This is a genomic window from Luteolibacter flavescens (assembly GCF_025950085.1).
Classification (GTDB): Bacteria; Verrucomicrobiota; Verrucomicrobiia; order Verrucomicrobiales; family Akkermansiaceae; genus Haloferula; species Haloferula flavescens.
Genome location: NZ_JAPDDS010000006.1, coordinates 288,806 through 311,086, shown reverse-complemented (window position 1 = coordinate 311,086; position 22,281 = coordinate 288,806). Strand labels below are relative to the sequence as shown.

Annotated in this window: 18 protein-coding genes; 8 read left to right on the top strand and 10 right to left on the bottom strand. The window is 65.1% G+C overall.

Translation table 11 applies throughout. The features are described 5' to 3' along the window. Positions 1-86 precede the first annotated feature (86 nt). From OKA04_RS13190 to hpf, 6 genes are all read left to right on the top strand, one after another. On the top strand, positions 87-866 hold the full coding sequence (locus OKA04_RS13190; RefSeq protein WP_264501640.1) for a DUF6714 family protein: 780 nt from the start codon (positions 87-89) through the stop codon (positions 864-866). Continuing rightward, entirely contained in the window at positions 863-1,219 is a 357-nt protein-coding gene (locus OKA04_RS13185) for a hypothetical protein (protein ID WP_264501639.1), read from the top strand. The genes OKA04_RS13190 and OKA04_RS13185 overlap by 4 nt, the downstream gene beginning before the upstream one ends. Before the next feature lie 4 nt (positions 1,220-1,223). Next, positions 1,224-2,696 carry an RtcB family protein gene (locus OKA04_RS13180; protein WP_264501638.1) on the top strand — a complete coding sequence of 491 codons (1,473 nt, stop codon included), beginning with the start codon at positions 1,224-1,226 and terminating at the stop codon, positions 2,694-2,696. A 152-nt stretch (positions 2,697-2,848) separates the two neighbouring features. Beyond that, complete coding sequence (gene rtcA, locus OKA04_RS13175) at positions 2,849-3,865, top strand: RNA 3'-terminal phosphate cyclase (protein ID WP_264501637.1); 1,017 nt, start codon at positions 2,849-2,851, stop codon at positions 3,863-3,865. 121 nt (positions 3,866-3,986) lie between these two features. Then, entirely contained in the window at positions 3,987-4,640 is a 654-nt protein-coding gene (locus OKA04_RS13170) for an HAD family hydrolase (RefSeq protein WP_264501636.1), read from the top strand. Positions 4,641-4,841: 201 nt separating this feature from the next. Next, complete coding sequence (hpf, locus tag OKA04_RS13165) at positions 4,842-5,414, top strand: ribosome hibernation-promoting factor, HPF/YfiA family (RefSeq protein WP_264501635.1); 573 nt, start codon at positions 4,842-4,844, stop codon at positions 5,412-5,414. Between the two features lie 67 nt (positions 5,415-5,481). On the opposite strand, the gene OKA04_RS13160 is transcribed toward hpf, so the two are convergent. From OKA04_RS13160 to OKA04_RS13150, 3 genes are all read right to left on the bottom strand, one after another. Then, the gene (locus OKA04_RS13160) at positions 5,482-8,493 is read right to left on the bottom strand and encodes a UvrD-helicase domain-containing protein (protein WP_264501634.1); all 3,012 of its coding nucleotides are present in this window, start codon (positions 8,491-8,493) and stop codon (positions 5,482-5,484) included. After that, positions 8,490-11,081, bottom strand: coding sequence for a PD-(D/E)XK nuclease family protein (locus OKA04_RS13155; RefSeq protein WP_264501633.1), 2,592 nt, complete (start codon positions 11,079-11,081; stop codon positions 8,490-8,492). The genes OKA04_RS13160 and OKA04_RS13155 overlap by 4 nt, the downstream gene beginning before the upstream one ends. A 161-nt stretch (positions 11,082-11,242) precedes the next feature. Beyond that, positions 11,243-11,539 (bottom strand): hypothetical protein, encoded by a 297-nt coding sequence (locus tag OKA04_RS13150; protein ID WP_264501632.1) that lies wholly within the window; start codon positions 11,537-11,539, stop codon positions 11,243-11,245. Positions 11,540-11,674: 135 nt separating this feature from the next. Between OKA04_RS13150 and OKA04_RS13145 the strand changes: the two genes are divergently transcribed. Further along, positions 11,675-13,096 (top strand): discoidin domain-containing protein, encoded by a 1,422-nt coding sequence (locus OKA04_RS13145; RefSeq protein WP_264501631.1) that lies wholly within the window; start codon positions 11,675-11,677, stop codon positions 13,094-13,096. Positions 13,097-13,099: 3 nt separating this feature from the next. Here OKA04_RS13145 and OKA04_RS13140 read toward each other — a convergent pair whose 3' ends face one another. Then, positions 13,100-15,121, bottom strand: coding sequence for a thioredoxin domain-containing protein (locus OKA04_RS13140; RefSeq protein ID WP_264501630.1), 2,022 nt, complete (start codon positions 15,119-15,121; stop codon positions 13,100-13,102). A 43-nt stretch (positions 15,122-15,164) separates the two neighbouring features. Continuing rightward, on the bottom strand, positions 15,165-16,346 hold the full coding sequence (locus OKA04_RS13135; RefSeq protein ID WP_264501629.1) for a cysteine desulfurase family protein: 1,182 nt from the start codon (positions 16,344-16,346) through the stop codon (positions 15,165-15,167). A 144-nt stretch (positions 16,347-16,490) separates the two neighbouring features. Between OKA04_RS13135 and cls the strand changes: the two genes are divergently transcribed. Further along, positions 16,491-17,918: a cardiolipin synthase gene (cls, locus tag OKA04_RS13130; RefSeq protein ID WP_264501628.1), complete on the top strand. Its 1,428-nt coding sequence runs from the start codon at positions 16,491-16,493 to the stop codon at positions 17,916-17,918. A 15-nt stretch (positions 17,919-17,933) separates the two neighbouring features. On the opposite strand, the gene OKA04_RS13125 is transcribed toward cls, so the two are convergent. The 5 genes from OKA04_RS13125 to OKA04_RS13105 form a co-directional block, all read right to left on the bottom strand. Continuing rightward, positions 17,934-18,860 carry an MBL fold metallo-hydrolase gene (locus tag OKA04_RS13125; protein WP_264501627.1) on the bottom strand — a complete coding sequence of 309 codons (927 nt, stop codon included), beginning with the start codon at positions 18,858-18,860 and terminating at the stop codon, positions 17,934-17,936. A 29-nt stretch (positions 18,861-18,889) separates the two neighbouring features. Then, positions 18,890-19,669 (bottom strand): orotidine-5'-phosphate decarboxylase, encoded by a 780-nt coding sequence (pyrF, locus tag OKA04_RS13120; protein WP_264501626.1) that lies wholly within the window; start codon positions 19,667-19,669, stop codon positions 18,890-18,892. Positions 19,670-19,727: 58 nt separating this feature from the next. Further along, positions 19,728-20,216, bottom strand: coding sequence for a hypothetical protein (locus tag OKA04_RS13115; protein WP_264501625.1), 489 nt, complete (start codon positions 20,214-20,216; stop codon positions 19,728-19,730). 195 nt (positions 20,217-20,411) lie between these two features. After that, the gene (locus OKA04_RS13110) at positions 20,412-20,897 is read right to left on the bottom strand and encodes a DoxX family protein (RefSeq protein ID WP_264501624.1); all 486 of its coding nucleotides are present in this window, start codon (positions 20,895-20,897) and stop codon (positions 20,412-20,414) included. Positions 20,898-20,971: 74 nt separating this feature from the next. Beyond that, positions 20,972-22,258, bottom strand: a complete 1,287-nt coding sequence (locus tag OKA04_RS13105) for a C39 family peptidase (protein ID WP_264501623.1) — start codon at positions 22,256-22,258, stop codon at positions 20,972-20,974. Positions 22,259-22,281 lie beyond the last annotated feature (23 nt).

Below are 22,281 nucleotides of genomic sequence, written 5' to 3'. Positions count from 1 at the left end.
GTAGGCCTGTTGGCAAAGCAGGAATTTTCACCAACGTCTTGTCACCGAGCCCCTTGTCATGACGACCCCTCTCAAACCCGAAACCCGTGAACAACCTTCTCCATCCATGCCCATGCTGCGGCAATCGCACTTACGCGATTCCTGCTAGTGGAACGATGCAGCTATGCCCGGTATGCTTCTGGGAAGATGCACCTGGCGACTCCTACTGGAATGGCTCTAACAAGGTCTCGCTCGCCATCGGCCAGCGAAACTTTGCGACATTCGGAGCATGCGAACCGGAGCATCTGGATCTCGTTCGCGCCCCGCTCGAGTCGGAGGCAAGGCCTGACGAATGGATCTCGTTTGAAGACTCACGGCTGCGGATTCTCGATTTGATCGAAGCCGCATTCCGCAAGGTGAAGCTCGACGGAGGGACCACGATCCACCAGCGGGAAGCGATAGACGACTGGTCCACCGAGGAGGTGTTCAATGCGGCTGCAAAAAAGGACCCCGAAGTCCACTGGCAGGACATACCACAGGAGAAGATCGAGAAACTCGGGACCAGCCTTGTATTCCTCGATCCTTGGTCAATCCGGTTCCACCTGCCCGCCTTCATGAGATCCTCGCTCCAGCTCTGGGCCGAGTCAGAATACGCGGACTTCTCCCACTCGGACATGCTGCTCTATGGACTCGACGATGGCCCCCGCTCCACCGGCTACTACGAACACGCATTTCTCCTCCTCAACAAACAACAACACCAAGCTGTCGCTGCCTACCTGAAGTTCGTCGCCCTGGGCGACTCCTATCGGGACGACGCTGAAAAAGCACTGGCCAATGGCTGGGCCGACTGGCTCCCCCACCCCTTTCCCTTTCCATCCATCCCATGACCATTCCCAAGACCGACGGAGCGACAGACGTCAGTCTCCCGTCCCCTTCTCCGTGGCTGGCTCTTGATGAAGTGGAAGGTGAAGACGGGATCATCGGAAACCAGGAGGGATTCGCATTACTTCAACAATCCATCGACCAGTTGCTGGCTGGAAGTTCTGACTCGCTTCGGATCACCCGAGACCAGGTCAACTTGACCCAGCTAAAGATCTCCGAATCAACACCCTCACCTGCATCGAACACCCCCTTTCGGGAGAGACTGATAGTTTTCGCATTGGTATCTCTGTTCTTCATTCTGATTCCGCTGCTCGCACTGTTCGGCCTCTACCGGCTGCTTCATATCCTCTTTTCCTAACACCATGACCATCCACAAGACCGACGAAGCCCTCGGCTTCATCCCGCTCCCCGGTGACAAAGGCAAGCCGATCACGGTGGTCGGCACCGAAGCGATCCGCGATTCCTTTGACCAGATCTGTCTGGACCAGGCGGTGAATTCGCGCATGGCACCGGGCGTCACCGATGTGATCCTGAATCCCGACGGCCACGCCGGCTACGGTGCACCGGTCGGTTGCGTGATGGTCTCGCCGACCCACATCTATCCGGGCCCGGTGGGCGTGGATATCAAGTGCTCCATGTCGCTGCTCCAGCTCGATATCCCCGAGGATGCGATCGCGGACAAGGCGACCCGGCGCGCCCTGATCAATGCCATCGTCGAGCGCACGCCGACCGGCGCGGGCCGCGGCCAGCGGTCCGTGAAGAAGGGTCGCCACGTGGACGAGCTCACCGGCATCCCCGCGGTGACCGAGGGCGCGACCGCACGCGTGTGCCAGGCACTCGGGATCCCTCCGGAGTGGGCGCTCCGCTGCGAGGACTCCACTCACCACGGCCATGACGGGACCTACGATGCCCTTCATACTCGCCTCGATTTCATCCTCGCGGAGGGACGCATCCGGAACTTCGCCGACAAGATCGGCCAGCTCGGATCCTACGGTGGTGGAAACCATTTCGGCGAGTGCGAGATCACGCGGGTGACCGGACAGCGGCCGACCGCGGACGGCTTCGGCCTGAAGGATGGCCACGTGTCATTCCTCAGCCACTGCGGATCGCGCGGCTTCGGGAACCTGCTCGCGCAGGGACAATTCCGGGACTTGGAGAAGAAGTTCCGCACCTGGAGCACGCCCTTCCCGGCCGGGGACAAGCAGCTCGTTTACGCCCCGCTCGGGACCCCCGAGGCGGATGCGTATCTCGACGACATGGCTCTCGGCGCGAACTTCGCGACGGTGAATCACCTCTTGATCAATGCCCTCGTCCTCGAGGCCTTCCAGGAAGTGCTGCCCGGGGCGAAGGGACAGCTCGTCTATTTCATCTCGCACAATATCGCACGGGAGGAAATCGTCGACGGCCAGAAGTCATGGGTCCACCGCAAGGGCGCGACCCGGGCCATCCCGGGCGGACACTTCTCGCTCGCGGGGACGCCCTTTGCAAAGACCGGCCACCCGATCCTGCTGCCAGGAAATCCGCGCGACGGCTCGGTGGTCATGGTCGCAAAGGCCGGTGCCGAGAAGACCGCATGGTCCGTGAACCACGGCGCAGGCCGGCGCATGGGCCGCAAGCACGCGGCGCGCACGCTGGACCAGCGGGCCGTGGACTCCGACTTCGACAAGCACGACATCCTCTCGAACTGCCGGAAGTATCCGATCGACGAGGCACCCGATGCCTACAAGGACTTCCCCGAGGTGCTGCGTAGCGTCGAGTCCGCCGGACTCGCCGAGACGGTGGCAAAGCTGCAGGCCCGCTTCGTGATCAAGGACGAGGCCGCTGCCGACGATTGAAGCGAGTGGCTGGGGCGTCCCGCCCCAGTCCGTTGAGGAGGCGTCTCGCCTCCTTCTCTCAAGCATGCAGAATTCCGGGGGCGAGACGCCCCCGGAACGGACTGGGGCAAGATGCCCCAGCTACTTTTCAGCCTAGCCACTTTTCCCCTGACATGAAACCCCTCCAACTCGATGGCTCCGCCGGTGGCGGGCAGATGCTGCGTACCGCGCTCTCGCTGGCGATGGTGACCGGCCAGCCATTCCGCATGACGAATATCCGCGGCAAGCGCCAGAAGCCGGGACTGATGCGCCAGCACCTGACGTGCGTGAAGGCCGCCTGCGAAATCTCCGGCGGCACCGCGGACGGTGCGGAGATCCGCTCGACCGAGCTGGTCTTCCGCGCGGGGAAAGTACGAGAAGGATCGTACCAATTCGCCATCGGCACCGCGGGAAGCACCTCGCTGCTCTTCCAGACGCTGCTGCCCGCGCTCCTCCATGCGGACGGACCGAGCACCCTGCGGCTGGAGGGCGGCACGCACAATCCCATGGCCCCGCCTTTCGATTTCCTCGACCGCGTCTTCCTGCCCGCCATCGCCAGAGCCGGCGCGAGAGCGGAGTTGTCCCTGGAGAGCGTGGGATTTGCCCCGGCCGGAGGAGGCGCAATCACGACCACCATCCACCCCTGCGGGAAGCTCGCGCCTATGGATCTAACAGCCCGTGGCGAGCCGACCGGCACGCGCATCCGCGTGATCACACGGCACCTGCCGCTATCCATCGCCGGGCGGATGCTCGATGCCGCGCTGGAGTCGTTTCCCTGCAAGGATGCCGCCGTGGAGAATTGCGAGCCCGGGCCGGGTGCCGGGGTTTCCTGCCACGTCGAGAGTGAATTCACCGGCATCCGCGAAATGACCAGCGCCATCGGTGAGCATGGCGTCTCCGCGGAGAAGGTGGGACATCGTGCGGCGAAGCTGATGCTGGACTTCATCGGTTGCGGCGCTCCGGTCGGACGGCACCTCGCGGACCAATTGCTCCTGCCCATGGCGCTCGCCGGGGAAGGCCGCATCCTCGCGATGTCGCCGGACTCGCATGTGCCGACGAATATCGCGGTGATCGAGAAATTCCTGCCGGTGAAATTCCACGTCTCCGATGGTGGTCGGGGCACGAAGTTGATCGAGGTAGGGGCTGCCTGAAAAGTGGCAGCGGCATCTTACCGCATGCCTATCCCTGTCCCGGGAAACAAGGACAGGGACGGGCGGCCATGGCTGATGAAGGCTTGCGGCAGGATGCCGCAGCCACTTTCATCCGCGCGCGATGAAGCCCGGCCTGATCTTCGACCTCGATGGAACCCTGATCGATTCCCTCCCCGGCATCGCCGCTTCGCTGAATCGTGCGCTGGAGCGCTGCGGCCACCCCATCCACACGGTGGCCGACGTGCGGCGCTTCATCGGCAATGGCTCATATGAGCTCGCGCGCCGCGCCACGCCGGAGGGCGCGGCGGACGAGGACATCTTGGCCGTCGAGTGCGCTTTCAAGGATGACTACGCGCTCACGTGGCCGGACGGCACCATGCCCTATGACGGCATCCCGGAGTGCCTCGACCGGCTCGCAGCAACGGGCCACCGGATGGCGATTCTTTCCAACAAGCCGCATCCCTTCACTGTCGAAATCGTACAACGGGTTTTCCCCGGCGTTTCCTTCGATCTCGTCCTCGGCCAGCGGGCGGACACGCCGCGCAAGCCACACCCGGATGCAGCGCTCCAGATCGCCCGCCATTGGGACATGGCTCCGGAGCTTTGCCGCTTCATCGGCGACTCCACCGTGGACCTCGATACGGCCCGCGCGGCAGGCATCCCGGCCATCATGGTCGGCTGGGGCTATCATGACGCGGTTGCTCTCCTCGAAGCCGGGGCTGGGGCGGTGGTGGAAAAAGTGACGGATCTGGACACCGCCATCGCTGGCGACTGATCCTCAGTGAAATCCGCGTCAGCGACGGGAATCTCGCACATGCCGGGAGGGATGCCGCATGCAAACGATGCCGCGTTTTCCACAAGAAGTGGGTGGCAAAATCGCCAGACATGGTCCAACCTGCTAGGTGGATAGGGCGGATGAAACTGCCGTCCTTTCACCCACCAACAAACAGGAGACCAGACCATGCAAACAGCAAACGTGAACCTGCCCATTACGGTTACCGTCCGTCATGAATCCGTGACCGATTCGCTGCGCGATTACGCCCACAAGAAGATCGAGGGGCTCCACCTCGACTATCCGCGCATCATTGAAGCGAAGGCCATTCTCGACGTGCAGAAAAACCGCCACATCGCGGAAATCATCCTATTTTGCGCCAATCACATCACGATCGAGGCTCACACGGAAGGGCAGGACATGTACGCCGCCATCGACGAGACTATCGACAAGATCGCACGTCGCATGCGGAAGCACAAGACGCGGCTGATGAAGAAGAAGCGCCCGCACCGGAACGACTCGATCCGGCACCTCGACGAGCGCTATTTCCGCGAGGAAATCATCGACCACCCGGAAGAAGCCGAGACCGATCCCGAGCCATTCCTCGTGCATCCCGAGAAGTATCGCCTGAAGACGATGTACAAGGAGGATGCCGTAATGGAGCTGGAACTGTCGGACCGCCCCTTCGTCCTCTACAAGAGCGCGCGCCGCGGATGCCTCACCATCCTGTATCGCCGGAAGGACGGCGAGTACGGTGCGATCGACATCAATGAGTGATCATTGACGCCCCCCATTCATCCCACGCCCGCTCCGGTCTCACCGGGGCGGGCGTTTTTCATGGGACTCACTCGATGATCACCACCGCGCGGAGCTTCGTGGAGAGAAGCATGCATGTCACGGGCAGGTCGTCGTAGGCCTTTGAGAGCACTTCGCGGTAGGCTGCCATCTGACCGGCATGGCGCTCGACCAATTGCTCTGGCTGCTCGACCGAGTCGGTCTTGAAATCGATCAGCTCCAAAGCTGCCGGCTTTCCATCGTCATCGTGGATGAGGTGTAGCCGATCGACCACGCCACTGAGCCACTTTCCATCGACGATGCCCTCGACCGCTTGCTCGCGGAAGAGCCGGACATTCCGTCCGCCGCGTTGGAAGAGCCTGCTGATACCCGGATCCGCGAGAAGCTCTCGCACCATCGCCCCCGCATCTCCGGATGGGAGACGCGGTGCACCATCGTCGAGCCAACCGACAGCCTCGAAGGCAAGGTGAACGTCGCGCCCGAATGCGCGCCCCATGGAGGATCCGACAACGAGGAGTCCATCCTTCGCTCCCGATGCCGCGACACGCGCGCGCCTCGGCGTGGCACCGGCCAGAGCAGGGCTCGCGGGCTTCATCACAGGCTGCCGGTCCGGCACGCCGTGCCACCATCCGGGATCGCCGGATTGGAAGTCATCTCCCGCCGAACGGGCCACCCAGTTGGCCAGCGATTGCCAATCGTGGGACTCCTTGCGGGACTTCGGCACCTCGGGCAGCAGGACGTAGAGCCCGCGCTTCGCACGCGTGAGCGCCACGTAGAGCACGCACATCGCCTCATAGCGCTGGTCATCCGCCCACTGATCTTCCGAGTGCGAGATCGCGGGGAAAAGCGTTCGCACCCATGACGCGGGCGGAGCCATCAGCCACGGTGCGCCACCGCTGCTGCCGCGGGCGATATTGAAGTCGCCATGATTCGGCACCTGGCTGTCCTCGATCTCCGGCAGCACCACGACATCGAAGCCCAGCCCCTTTGACTTGTGAATGGTCAGCACCTGCACCGCGGCGGCGCCGGGACTCTGGGCGATCTCCAGATCATTGATCCACCGCGCAGCCTCGCGCGGGGTGGCGGCACCCGTCGCATCGAACTCCGCCAGCGCTCCGATCACATCACCCGCACGCCTGCGGGAAAACTCGGACATCGCTTCCCATAAAGGCTCGACCAAGTGCTCCACCATCGGGGCAAAGCCATGCGTGCGCGCTTCCTTCAGCAGCCCCTCCCACGCCGCCTGCCAATGCTCGCCGTGGCGCGACTTCAGGATCGCATCCAGCGGCGACATGGCGACCACGCCTTTCGCGAAGGCATCATTCGGATCGGCCAGCCAGCGGATCAGATGGAAGAGCGCGACGCCCGGGGCATTGTCCGCCACCGGCTGACGGCGACCTTCCTCGATGACGTCGAAGCCATGCTCGCGCAGCAGTGCCGCGGCGGCCCGCACTTGGTCATTCGTCCGCACCAGCACGCCGCAGGTGAGATTCTTCTCACCGATGCCGATCTCGCGCAGCAGCTCGACCAGGCGAGCGTCGCGGTCGTCCTTTGGGACCACTTCCACCCGGGCCTCGCCGGTCACTCCCGGCCTGGCGGAAACGTGCTCTTCCCACTGCCAGCGCCGCGCCATCTCCGCGCCGAAAAGATCACCGATCGTCGCCGCGTCGCCACACACGGCATTCACCAGATCGAGCACCGCGGGGCAGCTCCGCCATGAGTCCGGCATGGTGCCAATCGCAAGGCCGCCGCCGTAGCGATGCTCCACTTCGTCGAAGAGGCTCACATCGCCGCCGCGCCATCCGTAGATCGCCTGCTTGCGGTCGCCGACGACAAAGAGCGTCCCATCGTCCCGCGTGGCCGCTTCATCCAGCAACGGAACCATTCCCGCCCACTCCGCACGGCTCGTGTCCTGGAATTCATCCAGCAGCCAGTGGTCGTAGCGGGCATCGAGGCGGAAATCGACAGCCTCGCGGCGCAGGCGCGCATCCTCGTCCTGCGTCCAGCGGCCCATCAGAACCTTCACGTCATCGAAACCTAACAGACCCTTCCTCCGCAGCCTCCGCTCGCACTCCGCATCAAGGCTGGCCACCAGCTCCGCCACCGCCCGGGTGCGTGCGATCGCAGCCGCCAGCTCGCATCCGGCCAGCAGCGTGACCGCTTCGGTCAGGACGCGCTCGGCCGCGCCGCCGACATCGAATTCCTTGTAATGCCGCAGCTTCATCGGCGAGGCACCGCTGGCCACCACCTCGGCGCAGGCCTTGAAGAAATCGGTGGCGATTCTCCCGCTGCCCACGGTGTGCTCGATGAAGCTCGCGGAGAGCTGCCTCATCTTTTCCGGCTGGCGCTTTTCCGTCCACGCGATGGACGTGCAGGCCGCATCTAGCTTCCTCGCGAGTTCGTGCTTCTGCTTCTCCCACTCGGTGACCTCGGGCAAGCTGCCGAAGAGCGCCGGCGCGCCCCAGCCGCCGAGCGGAATGCCCGCCTTCCACAGGCCATGCCACTGGCCGAGGAAGCGCTCCACGTCCTTCAGCACGCCCGTTCCTTCCTTGCCCATCGTCGCGCGGCGGAAGGCATTCAGGAAATCCTCCGCGCCCTCGCGCTCCAGCGCGGCACCGAGGATCTCCGCCAGCATGTCGGACATCGCGGCCTCGAGCTTCGGCCCCTCGATCAGCTCGAAGGTGCCGCCGGTGAGGCCGAGTTCGTACTGGAACCCTCGTACTATCCGAGCGAAGAAGCCGTCCATCGTGCCGAGCTGGAAGGTCGGCAGCGCGCGGACGATCCGCGCCAATGTCCGCGCCGCAGGAAAGGGAGCCCCGATCTGCTGGCCCAGCTTCTCTTCTTCACCCGGGTCCAGCGCGCACATGGCGAGCTTCGACAGCACGGAGTCCGCGAACTCCCCTGCCGCCTTCCGCGTGAAAGTGAGCGCGACGATCCGGGCCGGATCCACATCGCGCGACCCCACCAGGCCGATGACCCGGTTGCCGAGCTGGAAGGTCTTCCCCGATCCCGCCGACGCGAGGATCATCAGGTTCTTCGAGAGCACGGGCGGCAGGCTCATGCGGCACCTCCCCTCATCGCGACGGTCTCATCCAGGCTGCGGCCGAGGGCGAGGATCTTGAAATCGTCGAAGTCCACCTTCTCCGCCGGCGGCCAGAAAACCTTGTCCTTCACCTGCCGGACCACCCAGCCGGCGCAGGCCATCGCCGACTCGCGGTCGGCGATGGAGAAGCCGTCCCAGAGCGAGAGCTTCACATCGCCCTCCGTCGCCCCGAGCTGGAAGTAGCCGAGCTCGTCCACCCCTCCCAGCGCCGCGGAATAGAGTGCCACCTGGAGATTCTTCCAGCGCTTCGGCTTCCCGTCCGCCCCGGTGCAGAGGATCTCCGGCACATCCTGCAGGTGCGCGGGCAGGCGGGTGTTCGCGTTCATGCCCGTGCGGTGCGAGCTTTCTACGACGCCCGCAGTAGTTCCCGTCTTGTAGTCGAGCACGCGGCGTCGTCCGTCGATGTTCCGCTCGATGCGATCGACGCGCCCGACGATGGTAGCGCCCTCGATCTCCAGCTCGAATTTCTTCTCGATCTCCTCGATCCTCCATCCGCGGTTCCACTCCTCCGCCTGGATGCGGGAAAACCACGAGAGCCGCTGCCGCAGCGATTCGCGCTGGATGCGCACGGCCAGAGGCACCTTCGCCCCGAAGCGCTCCGCGATCACGCGGTCCAGTTCATCGTGGACCCACTTCTCGATCTTCCCGGCTTCCGCGAAATCCTTTGCCTGCTCGTCCACCGCCCAGTGCTCCACGACGATGTGGGCCACGTTGCCGAAGTCGCGCTGGTTCCACTCGACCCGCTCGGGCTCCGGCTCGCTCATGCCGGCCACGTATTTAAGATAAAAGCGGAACGGGCACGCGAGGTAGTCGGCGAAGGTCGTGACGCTGATCCGCAGCTCCTTCTCCACCGCCGGCGGCTGCCACTTCCATGCCTCATCCAGCGTCCATGCGAGCGAGGAATCAGGAGGCTCCACTTCCCTGAAAACCTGCTTCACTCGCACGGGAAGCTCCTTCTCATCCGCGGCGAGCAGGAGCCGGGAGGGCAGCAGCACGCCGCCGTCAGCCCCCGTCTTCGTCAGCAGCAGATCGACTCGGCCCTCTGCCCGACGAGCCTCGGTCATCGCCATCAGCAGGTAGGCATCGCGTGCGTGGCGGCCGGCATCGTGCGAGAGGCCCAGGTGCTTCCGCGTGCCTTCCGGCAGCCAGGCATCCGTGCTCGCGCGCCCCGGGATCTGGCCCTCATTCATCCCGCAGATGACCAGGTGCTGCCCGGGCGCATGGAAAAGCTCCAGCCAGCCCTGGACATCCAGCACCCGGTCTTCCGGTGCTGGCGTTGGAACGTCGGGCAGGGACGCGCAGAGCAGGTCGATCCAGAATCCCGCATCGCGGCGGATCTCGTTGGCGAGGGGAGCGGTGGCATGGGACCACTCGAGGATGGGATCGCTCTGCCGCCCTTCCGGGTCCACGCGGTCCAGCAGGCGGCGGAGGCCTGCATGCACCCCGTCGCGGAGGAAGATCGACCGGTACCGCATCAGGGACTCGAGGGTATCGATGGCGAGCTGGATCGACTCCAGATTCCGCGGGTTCAGGGCCGCGATGCGCTGCAGGTCGTCCCGGTCGCGGGCGAGCCATTGGTCGCGGGCAGCGGACAGGGCCATCACCCGCTGGGCGCGCTTGCCACCGGTGAGCGCACTGGTTTCGGCGAAGCCCAGGAGATCGACCGCCGAGCCTGCGTCGGGCCGGGAAACGAACTGCCGCCATGCAGCCAGCCACGCTTTCAAGGGAGCGGGCCGCAGATTCGAAGGATCATGCAGGACCCAGCCGCCACGTCCGAAGGAGCGCACCAGCTCGCCCGCGGTCGCCTCGTCGGCGGAGCCGAGCGCCAGATCATGGGACGGCGTGCCCGCCGCGGCCACGACTTGCATCGCCTCGGCTGCCTGCTGGCGCGGGTCGGCGGTGAGAGTGACGCTGCCGGGCTGCGGCCATGCGAGCAGTGTATCGGTCCAGTCCGGACCAGGCCTGCCGTAGTCATCGAAATCCGACGACATTTCCTCGGGCGCACCGATGAGCACGACTGCCTCCGCGAAATGCCGGACTGCGGCAGCGGGAAAGTCCGGCACGCCCGCGAGCACGATGCGCCGCTCCGGCTCGACCCGGGTGCCACGCGCCAGCATGCGGCTGCGGCTCTCATATCCCCAGCGGGCCAACTGCTGCTCCACCTTGTATTCCAGCGCGGACAGCGCTTCCCAGCGCTCGCCCTCCACGGTCTTCCCCATGCGGTGCGAGGCCTCGGAAATCGTGAGCGCATTTTCCTGCAGGCTCGCACGGATCCCCGCGAGCGCCTTGCCCAGCCCCATCGCCCAGCCCGGCGGCTCCCCCTCGCCCGGCGGCAGGGGGAAGGCCGCGGCGTAGGGCGTCCAATCGCGGACGGACTCCATCACCTCGATCCACGCCATCTGCTCTACGGACTCCGGCGCGGCGTGCTCCGTGCGGAGGAAGTGACCGGGCGTCACCACCTTTGGCGCGAGCAATCCACCCGCCGCCTCGGCCAGCGACTCGCGCAGCAAGCGCCCCGCCTGCGCGGTGGGCACCACGACGAGCATCGCCGGAAGCTCGTCGCGCCTGGACAAAAGCCACTCTGTCAGCAATCCAAGCAGGGGCCTGTGCCAGCCCAAAAAGACGCGCTCCGGCATGGACCGATTTCATGCCCGGAAGTCACCCGCCGGACAGCAAAAACTCGGACCGCAGACACGTCCCCGGAGGCTTACCAGAGCAGGTTCCTCAACCAGGACAGCTTGTAGGCCTTCGTCTTCAGCGGGAGGAAAAGATATTCATCCTTACCCGCCACTTTAAGACAAACCACCGGCCTGTTTCCGGTATCCTTTACTTTCACCAGAAATGTTTTACCCGGTTTCAGACGGTCCACGTATCCCGCGACTTTTCCATCCTGATACACCACCACCCGCTGTGCGGAGCCGGTGTCATTCTTGAATGCCAGATTGGCAGCGGGAGCCACAACCGACAGAGAAACAAAGGCCAAGAGGATGCAGAGTGCTTTCATCGTTTTCTCAGACGCAGGCGACCTTATCCGCATTCAATCGGGATTCAACCCACCGAAAGGCCCGGTCATCCCAAAGAGGGCTGACATCACGAAACGGTTCTGATAACGCACGCGGGATTGTTTTCATTCACACTCATGAAAACCCCATACCATATCCCCGCCCTCGCCTTATTGCTATTAACCTCAGCGCAAGCGGGGGAAGCGAGTTACTCGCATTTCCGCTTCACTCCGGTCGGCCTGCGTGGCGGCGACAACGCCGACAGCGTGCAGCTTGCGGAATTCGAATTCCGCTTCCTCGGCCAGGCGCTCGACATGACGACCGCCACCGTGACCAACCCTGACGGTGACAATCCGGGCAACGAAGGCGTCGATAACGTCAAGGACGGCGACCTCGGCTCCAAGTGGCTCGACTTCAACAAAGGCGCGCTGGTCTTCGAGTTCCCGGAAGTGGTGACCATCGACCAGTACCGCCTCGGCACCGCAGGCGATGCCGAGGACCGCGACCCCGTGACGTGGACACTGGAGGGCAGCAACGACGGCGACACCTGGACCCTCATCGACGAGCGCACGAACTACCCCGTGCCGTACCATCGGGAGACCTACTCCGCAAATATCCACGTGCCGCCCTTCACGAATCTGGAGCTGTATTTCTTCCGCGCCGCCGATGCGGTGCTGATCAACGGAGCCTCGACGAATCTCTCCTGGGAGGTGCTCAATGCGACCACCCTCACCATCGACCCCACGCCCGGAGCGGTCGCGGGATCGGGCAGCTTCAACGTGACCCCTGCGGCGAACTCGGACACGACCTACACGCTGACGGCCGTGCAGGGAGAGGAGGAGGCCACCCAGAGCGTGACCATCCGCACCGTGGCAGGCGGGTCCGCATCCGCACGCTACGTGCGCTTCACGCCGGTGAAGCTGCGCGACACCTCGACCGCGAACAGCATCCAGATCTGCGACTTCGATTTCTTCCTCGGCACCACCCGGCTGACGGTCGCGTCCGCCACGGCCATCGACCCCGATCCCTCGGAATGGGAAGGCCCGGAGAACCTGCTCGACAACGACCCAAGCACGAAGTGGCTCGACTACTCGAAGAACGGCCTCGTCTTCGACTTCGGCGCGGCGACCACCTTCGACGGCTATCGCTTCACCACGGGCAATGACTACACGGATCGCGACCCGGTCCGCTGGACGCTGGAGGGCAGTCCCGACGGCAATACCTGGACCTTGATCGAGAACATGACGGCATACGACTTCCCGACACCGATCAACCGGAAGCAGCCGCTCCAGACCATCCCGCTGCCGGGCACATCGCTCCAGCCGCTGATGCCGCTGGCCATCACGGCGAGCGCCTTCGACTTCGTGAACAGCCGGGTGAGCCTGACCTTCCGCTCGCGTGAGAATGACAACTACCGCGTCACGTCCTCCGCGGAACTCACCGACTGGAGCACGCAGATGCTCGGAGGGATCAGCGGTGCGGATGGTGCCGACACCACCACCGTGGAGTTCAATTTCATCGCTGAGGACAAGCTCTTCTTCCGCGTGGAGGAAGAGTGAATCTCACCACTCCGCCGCGGTGCGGATGGGCGGCTTGCAGACCTGATTCTCACAAACGATCACGTCCCCATCCCCGGCGGAGCGTGTCCACACGGCACGCGGGAGCCATGCCCGGCGCATGGCTTCCGCGAGCGCCGGCTCGGGTGTGCCGCGCACCTCGATCTTCGTGACGCCACGCTGGTGCAGGTCCAGCGCGCCGAGCAGCACCGGCACGGCAAAGGGCTGCGTCTGCGCGACGCGCGAACCGGCACGAAGGATGGCCTCGGCGCGCTTTTCGAAAGCGGGCTCATCCAACAGGACAGCCAGCTTCAGCAGGTTCTCCGCCGCGACGTGGTTCGCGGACGGCTCCGCTCCATCGTAGTCCTCGCGGATGACCAGCAGGGGCTCGCCGTGCAACTCCGCGCGGATCACATAGCCCGCCTGGCTTTCCTCCCAGTGGTCGCGGTCGAGCGCATCCTGAAGCTCCGCCGCCCAGTCGAGCCAGGCGCGATCCCCATCCGCCCCGTGCAACTCGATGAGCCCGGAAATGAGGAATGCGTGGTCGGCGGCGAAGCCCGGCGCATCGCCACGCTTGCCACGGAAGCTCCGCCATAGCTTCGCACCATCCCATAGCTCGCGGCGGATGAAGCCGGCTGCCTTTGCCGCGGCATCGATGAGGTCGGCGCGGTCCAACACGCGACCGCCGCGCGCGAGGGCAGCGATCATCAGGCCATTCCACGCGGTGATCAGCTTGTCATCGCGATGCGGCAGCGGGCGCAGTCTCCGCACCTCCAGCAGCACCTTGGCCGTCTGCCCGAGCAGCAGGCGGATCTCTTCCGCAGGCAGGTCGAATTGCTCCGCCAAGGCATCGATGCCCGTCGCCTGATAGAGCGTGTTGCGGCCTTCGAGCTCGCCATGCGGATCGCTCTCGGGACGCGCATTTCCATTCTCCTCGATGCCGTAGGCTGCGCAAAAGATCGCCGCGCTCCGCGCATCGAGCAGGCGATAGATCTCAGCGGCCTCCCAGGTCCAATACGCGCCTTCCTTCTTCTCCGCATCCTCCGCGGAAACGAGGCTGTCGGCATCTTCCGCCGCATGGAAGGCACCGGTCGGGTCGAGCAGATCGGTCAGCACGTAGCGGAAGATGTCCTCGGCCACCTCGCGGTCGCAATCCTCGCCCGTGGCCTGCCACGACTCCAGATACACCAGCGCGAGCTGAGCCTGATCGTAGAGCATCTTTTCATAGTGCGGCACGTGCCAGTAGCGGTCCACCGAGTAGCGGTGGAAGCCACCGGCAAGCTGGTCATTCATCCCGCCCGCGGCCATTGCACGCAGCGAGCGCGAAGTCATCTGCAGCGCGGCCTCGCCTTCGTCGCCGCCGAATCTCTCGGCGAGCTGGAGCAGCAGGCGCGGCACCACGGGCCGCGGGAACTTCGGTGCATTGCCCCAGCCGCCGAGCGCCGGATCGAACATCGATTCGCAGCGGTCGAGGAAGTCGCCGAAGACCTTGTCCGGCGGCAAGCCATTGAGCACGGAATCCGCCGCCGATTGCTCGCGCAGGTGCGCCATCACTTTCGCGGCGCTCTCTTCCATGCGCGTGCGGTCGTCCTGCCACAGCCGCCCGATCTCCGCGCAGAGACGAGGGAAGCCCGCGCGGCCGTAGCGGTCCTCCGGGGGAAAGTAGGTGCCGCCCACCACCGGCCGCCCCGCCGGCGTCAGCCACACGCTCATCGGCCAGCCGCCTTGTCCGGTCGTCGCCTGGACGAAGGCCATGTAGGTCGCGTCGATGTCCGGGCGTTCCTCGCGGTCCACCTTCACGCAGATGAAGTTCGCATTCATCACGCCCGCGATCGCCTCGTTCTCGAAGCTCTCGCGCTCCATCACGTGGCACCAGTGGCAGGTCGAGTAGCCGATGGAGAGGAAGACCAGCTTGTCCTCCGACTTGGCGCGCGCGAAGGCATCCTCGCACCACGGCACCCAGTCCACGGGATTGTGCGCGTGCTGGAGCAGGTAGGGCGAGGTCTCGTGCGCGAGGGCATTCGGCATGCCGGGAGCAAACCACGAAATGGCCGGATGGCACGGAAGAACGTCACGGGGAATACACCATCACCGGCCCCGTGCTGCCGCCTTGGACGCGCCGCAGTTTTTCCACCGCCCTCTTCACCGACTCCGCCGCGGCCATCGCCTCTTCCATCGTGGTCAGGCAGGAGAAGCCGAAGCGCAGGCTGCTCTTCGCCTTCGCGTCGGAGAAGCCCATCGCCTTCTGGACATGCGATGGCTGCTGCTTGCCCGTCATGCAGGCGGAGCCCGCCGAGCACGCGACGCCGAGGTCATCCAGCAGGATCAGGAGGCCCGCCGCCTCGCAGCCGGTGAAGGATAGATGGCTGGTGCCCGGCAGGCGGTGGAGGAGTTCGCCATTCACCGAAACCCCGCTCACCTCGCCGACGACCTTTGCCTCGAAGGCATTCCTCAGCGACGCGGGAGTCTCCTTCTTCGAAAGCCTCTCCATGGCGAGTTCCGCCGCCTTGCCCAGACCTACGATGCCCGCAGTATTTTCCGTGCCGCTGCGGCGATCCTTTTCCTGGCCGCCTCCGCGGAGCAGCGGCTCGAAGCGGGCACCGCTGCGGATGTAGAGCGCGCCCACGCCCTTCGGCCCGTGGAACTTGTGCGCGGAGAGCGAGAGGTAGTCCACCGGCACCTCGCGGACATCCACGGGGATCTTGCCGACGGTCTGGATGGCATCCGTGTGGAAGGCGAGGCCGCGCTCCCGGGCCATCGCGCATGCTTCCTCCACCGGCTGGATCACGCCGGTCTCGTTGTTCGCCCACATGATGGACGCGAATCCCCCGCCCTCCTTCGCGGTATCGCACGCCGCCTCGAAATCCTCCATCAAAAGCCGGCCGCCACCATCGACTCCCACCCGCGTGAGTGCGTATCCCACGTCGGCGAAGGTCTCGCAGGGCTTCAGCACCGCGCTGTGCTCGATGGCGCTGGTGATCACGCGGCCGGACTTCCTGCCGATGAGCCGGGCCAACCACTTGAGCGCGGCATTCGTGCTCTCGGTGCCGCCGCCGGTGAAGACGATCTCGTCCGGCTGCGCGCCGATCAGAGCCGCGACTTTCCCGCGTGCCTCCTCGATCGCCTTGCGTGCCTCCTTCGCCCCTTGGTAGCTGGCATTCGGGTTATGAAAGCCCTCCTTCAGCCACGGCAGCATCGCGTCGAGCACTTCCGGCAGGAGCGGCGTGGTGGCATTGGCATCGAGGTAGATCACGGGCCGATGCTAGCCGCCGGACCCGGCTCCTGCAACGGCCTCGTCACCCGTGGAAGATATTCCCGGGAACATCACCCGCTGCCAAAATAACCCCGCGAGAGAACCATCGCTTGGCCGACAGGCAAAAGCGGTTAGATTCGGCCGATGCCCCACCAGGAACTCTTCGCCGCCGTCCTCGCTGGGGCCCTTCTCATCTTCCACATCGTCGGCTTCCTGCTCGTCATCCACGCGCTCATGCACGTGCGGACCTCGCAGGGGACCATCGCGTGGATCGTCTCGCTGCTGGCCGCACCGTGGCTCGCCGTTCCGATGTATTACTTCACGGGGAAGTCCCGTTTTTCCGGCTACGTGAGGGCCCGCCGCGGCGAGGATGCCGCGCTGCGGAAAGTGGCCGATGACATGCACCGGCGGCTGCGCCACTACGAGATCAAGCCCGACGATGCCTTCGGTCGAGCGGCGGAATTCCTCGGCGGCCTGCCCTTCACACGGGGCAATGAATTGACCCTGCTGATCGACGGCGAGGAGACCTTCGAGGCAATGTTCGAGGCCATCGCGTCCGCCGAGAAATACCTGCTCGTGAACTTCTTCATCGTGAAGAACGACCGCGTCGGACAGCGCTTCCAGCAGGCACTCATCGACCGGGCAAAGGCGGGAGTGAAAGTCTATTTCCTCTACGACGAAATCGGGTCGAACAAGCTCTCCCGCTCCTACCTGAAGGAGATGGAGGCCGCCGGGATCTTCCACGCATCCTTTGGCAGCAACCGTCACTGGGTGTCGCGCGTGCAGCTCAATTTCCGCAATCACCGCAAGATCGTGGTGGTGGACGGCAAGGAGGCCTTCATCGGCGGCATCAATGTCGGTGACGAGTACCTCGGCCGCGACCAGCGCTTCGGCGCGTGGCGCGATACCCATCTGAAGCTGAAAGGGCCCTCGGTGCAGGCCATCCAGCTCGTCTTCCTGGAAGACTGGAACTGGGCCGCGGACGAGGTGCCGGACCTGGATTGGTCCGGCCAGGCCGAGAGCGCCGACCAGATGGCCGCGGTGATCCCCACCGGCCCCGCCGATCCGGTGGACTCGTGGCAGCTCGTGGTGGCGGAGATGGCGAATACCGCGCGCGAGCGGCTGTGGATCGCCTCGCCCTACTTCGTCCCGGACGATGGCGTGATGACCGCCCTGCAGACCGCCGCCATCCGGGGGGTAGACGTGCGCATCCTGATCCCGGAGAAACCGGATCACCTGCTGGTGTGGCTATCCGCCTTCACCTACTTCGAGCCGGCCATCGCCTGCGGCATCAAGCTCTTCCGCTACACGCGCGGCTTCCTCCACCAGAAGGTGGTGCTGAGCGACCAGCTCGCGTGCGTGGGCACGGCGAATCTCGACAACCGCTCCTTCCGCCTGAACTTCGAGATTTCCGCGCTCTCGCCCGACCCCGCCTTTGCCGACGAGGTGGCGCACATGCTTGAGCTGGACTTCTCCCAATCCCGCGAGGTGAAGGTGGAGGAATTCACCGAGAGATCCTTCGGCTTCCGCCTCGCCTGCCGCGCCGCTCGGCTGATGGCACCGGTGCAGTGAGGGCGATCAAGCCGCTCACCATTCGATGCCGACGCCTTCCTCGGGAATGAGGATCTTCTCGCTGATGCCGAGGCGGTCGGCCTCCATCAGCAGACGCTCGACGGGTTCGCCGAGCGGTTCATTGCCGAGCGGGAAAGTGCCGTAGTGCATCGGGATCATGACCTTCGCGCCGATCTCGGCGAAGGCGCGCACGGCCTCCTCCGGATTCAGGTGCACGTCGCGTCCGCTCGGCGCGTCGTAGGCACCGATGGGCATCAGCGCGACGTCGATATTCGGCAGACGGCGACCGATCTCGGCAAAGCCGTCGAACCACGCGCTGTCGCCGCAGTGGAACACGCTCTTGCCACCGGACTCGATGAGGTAGCCGCCGTAGTCGCGATGGATGTCGTGCAGGTAACGTGCACCCCAGTGGTGGCTAGGCGTGTGGATCACATTCAGGCTGTTAAACTCGAAATGGTCCCACACCTTCACCTCATGCACGGCGGGGAAGCCGAGGCGTTTCACCAGGCTGCCGCTGCCGCGCGGGACAATGATGCCGCCGCGGGATTTCAGCGCCTTCAGGCTTGGCTTGTGAAGATGGTCGAAGTGCGCATGGCTCACGGCCACCAGGTCCAGCTCAGGGATCGACTTCAGCGGCAGGCCGGGCTCGCGCAGGCGCTTCACGAAGCCATGCCAGCGCGCCCAGTTCGGGTCGATCATCACCGAGTGATCGGCGAATTGCAGGAGGAAGGAGGCATGCCCGACCCACGTCACCCGCACACTGCCGTTTTCGGGGACGGTCAGCACGGGGTCCTGCGCCAGGCCCCCGCGCTTCGAAAACATGCCGGGCACGATGCGATGCCGGAAGAACTTGTAATTCCGCCCCGGCCAGCCCTTCTGCGGCAGCAGGCCGGAGTAGTGGGCGGTCACTTGACCGGTCTTCGGATGTTCGTTCCTCGGCATCAGGGTTACACGTTAGCCCTGCTACGCGTTCACGCGACCGGTTCTTCGTAGGCCTGCGAAATTCTCGCCGCCCACGATCTGGCACGCTCGCCGTAGCTGCTGCCATCGTCAGCATAAAGGATGCCGCGGGACACATTGATCACGTCCGGCGCGGTGCGGGCGGCCGCGGCCAGCGCGGCGAGGTCGCCACCCTGTGCTCCCAGGCCGGGCACGAGCAGCGGCGCGTCCGGGATCTTGGCCAGCACCCCGGCGGCATTCGTCAGGCCGACCACGTAGCCGACGTCGGTGGGCAGGCCTTTCGCACGCTCACCCAGTGCAGTTACCAACTCGAAGACCGAGCGGCCGTCCGCCAGCGTCTGCTGCTGGAAATCCGCCGACCCGGCATTCGACGTCACCGCCAGCAGGTAGATCCCCTTCCCTTCCCAGGCGAGGAAGGGCTCGATGGAGTCATAGCCGAGGAAAGGATTCAGCGTCACGGCATCCACCTTCCAGTGGGCGAAGTAACTATGGGCATAGTACTTCTGCGTCTCGCCGATGTCGCTGCGCTTCGCGTCCAGGATCACCGGCACCTCGGACGGCATGTCGCCGAGCATTTTTTCCAGGATCTCGATGCCTCGCAGGCCCATCGCCTCGAAGTAGGCCATGTTCGGCTTGAAGGCCGCGGCGTGCTGCCAGGTTTCATCGACGACCCGCTTGAGGAAATCCGGGACCGCCTCGATGCCGCCCTCACCGGGCCGGGGGTCGAGGCCCACACAAAGGCGGGAGCCGGTCGCCGCAATCCTCGCCTGCAAACGTTCGCGGTAGCGCATGGCGCGGTTGTAGCACCGCGGAGCGAACCCGCAACACCCGACCCGCGGCATCCTTGCCTTATCCCCTCGTGCAGATCGGGATCGTATAGCCCGACGCCGGGTAGTCCGCCACCGGCAGACCAGCGGCACGCGCAAGCCGTTCCACCGCCGCCTCCGCGGACCCATCCCGGAGCGCTGACCCGGAGAAACAGGTGATTTTCATGAATCGTCCATCCTTGCGGGTGAGCACCAGATAGACCGGATCGCCGGGTTGCGGGTCGCGAATTCCTCGCAGGGTCACCGCCCGGAAATCACCCAGAGGAAACTCCCTCCGAAACAAAGGAATGACGCCAAAGACACGCCACCGCCGCACCAGCCTCAATCCATCGGCATCGACCTCCGCCACCGCATTGACCGTTCCGAGTGCAGGAATCACCAGCGCCCACAGGGCAAGCTGTCGCTCCATATCTCCCGGCGTCAGCCACCAGCCAGCGATGCAGAGGACGGCAAACGCCGCGAGAAAGACCTGTCGGCGCTTCTGAACGGGATGCCATGGGAACGCTTCCATCGCGCTTTCATAATGGCGGTCGCGCTTCGGATTTCAATCCCGAAACGACGCCTGATTTCAGCCCCACGGTGCCTTCTTCGAAGAGAAGCGGTGCGGGGCATCGTGGACCGCCACCCCGATGATCACCGGTAACAGCAGGAAGGCGTAGCGCCCCCTGCGGCCAGGATGCCAGGAGAAGTCCCGTGTGGCCATGGCTCAGCCCGGCAGCTTCATTTTCGTCCCGCCGAAGACGTGGCCGCTGGTCTTCCGGCCGAGCCACCAGACGAGGCCGATGGCCAGCCAGTAGCCGCCGAATTCCACGAACTTCATCGTGTAGTCCATCGGCGTGCCGTCCGGATTCCCGTGGCAACCGCAGGCGATATTCAGCCCCTTGCTCCACGCATGGCCGACGCCGATGGCGAAGGTGGCCACCAGTCCGGCGAGCACCACCAGAGCGCCGCGCTTCCACAGGCCGAGGATGAGGCAGGCACCGACCACCATCTCCACCCAGGGGATGGTGTAGGCGAGCACCGCGTCCCACGGCGGGTAGAGCATCTTGTAATTCCCCACCGCGCGGGTGAATTCATCAAGCCCGGTGCCAAAGACCTTTTGCCACCCGCTGTAGGCGAAAAACACACCCAGCGCGACCCGCAGGACGAGCGCGACCCATGGGCCGATTTCATTGGTTTTCCGGGATGGCACGGCGGGGCCTTTTAATGAATCCACCCCCTGAGCCAAGCTCGAAAGCACGCAATCCACCGCGGCGGAGCGACCCGTCAGGGCTTGAAGACGAAGCACAGGTAGGTCGTCGCGGCCAATTCCTCCACGCGCATGCGGCGCGGCTTGTCGCGGCCGGTCCAGCTTTCCAGGAAGAGCACTTCTTTCCGCTCGGGATTGTAGCCGACCACCACGGAGGCGTGCAGCGGGGCGGAGTCGCCCGGCCAGGAGGCGCGCTCGGCGGCGTCCGCGGGATTCGGGAGCGTCGCCGACTCATCGCGCGCGACCTGCCTCATGAAGCGGGTATGGAGCTGGTTCCGCTCGTGCGAAAAACGCCGCCACACGATGACCGGCATGCCTTGGGAAATCGCCCGCGCCACGGCGGAGGGGTCGAGCTTCGTGGTGCGATCCAGCCCCAGCCCGGCCTCGGAAGCCACCGAGTGATAGACTTTCACCAGATTCGCCCCGTCCGCGCGGCCCGTATTCTGGAAGCCCGCGGCGACGGCCAGCCAGTCCTCGTCGAGGTGCAGGCCGAAGTGCCGGGCGGCCATCGCGAGGCTATTCAGCCCGCAATACGGGCGATACCCCTGAGGGATGGGCTGCAGGTCGGGCAGGCGCACCGTGCCATCCGCATCGCGCGCCACGCTGGCGGCGAGCTTCGCGAGCTGCTCGCGCTCGGGCAGGGCGGCGACGGCCGGGTCCAGCCATTGGTCGGACTCCTTCGCGGCGATGCTCACGCGCAGCAGGCGGTTGTTTGCGGCCAGCAGGCGGACGTGTTTGCCGTTCTTTTGCCACTCTTCCACGGGGGTCTTCAGCCCGCGGGTGCGGCCGATCTTCGCCTCATCCGGCTTGGTGCCGCCGCAGGCCGCGGAAATCGCGGTGCGCAGGTCGGTATGGGCTTCGAGGTAGATTTTCGAGAATTCGGCCTGCTTCTCGGCCAGCCGGGATGCCACCTCCTTGCGCGTCTCCCGGCGGCTCAGGCCCTCCGGCAGCTCCTCGTCGAAGTAGCCGAAATACGAGCCCGCATCGACAAAGGTCGCCTCCAGCGACTCCAGCTTGCCCTCGCGCTTCACGGAGCGGAGCAGGATCACCTCGCGGCCGAAGAGCTTTGGCCGGGCGCGCAGGTGGGAGATGGTCGCGGTCGCGATCTGCCCCTCGCCATTCCACTCGCCCGGCAGCTTCCCGGAGCCATCCCACAGCGCAGTGGCGAATAGCTGCTCGGTCAGGTCCTGCCCGTTCAGCGGGCTCTCCGCCGCCGCGATGGGGCCGAGGATGGAATTTGGCACCGCGGACGAGGTCTCCAGGGAGACACCCGCCAGCAGCAGCGACGCGAGGAACCGCTTCATCCCCCACCGATAGCCGGAAACCG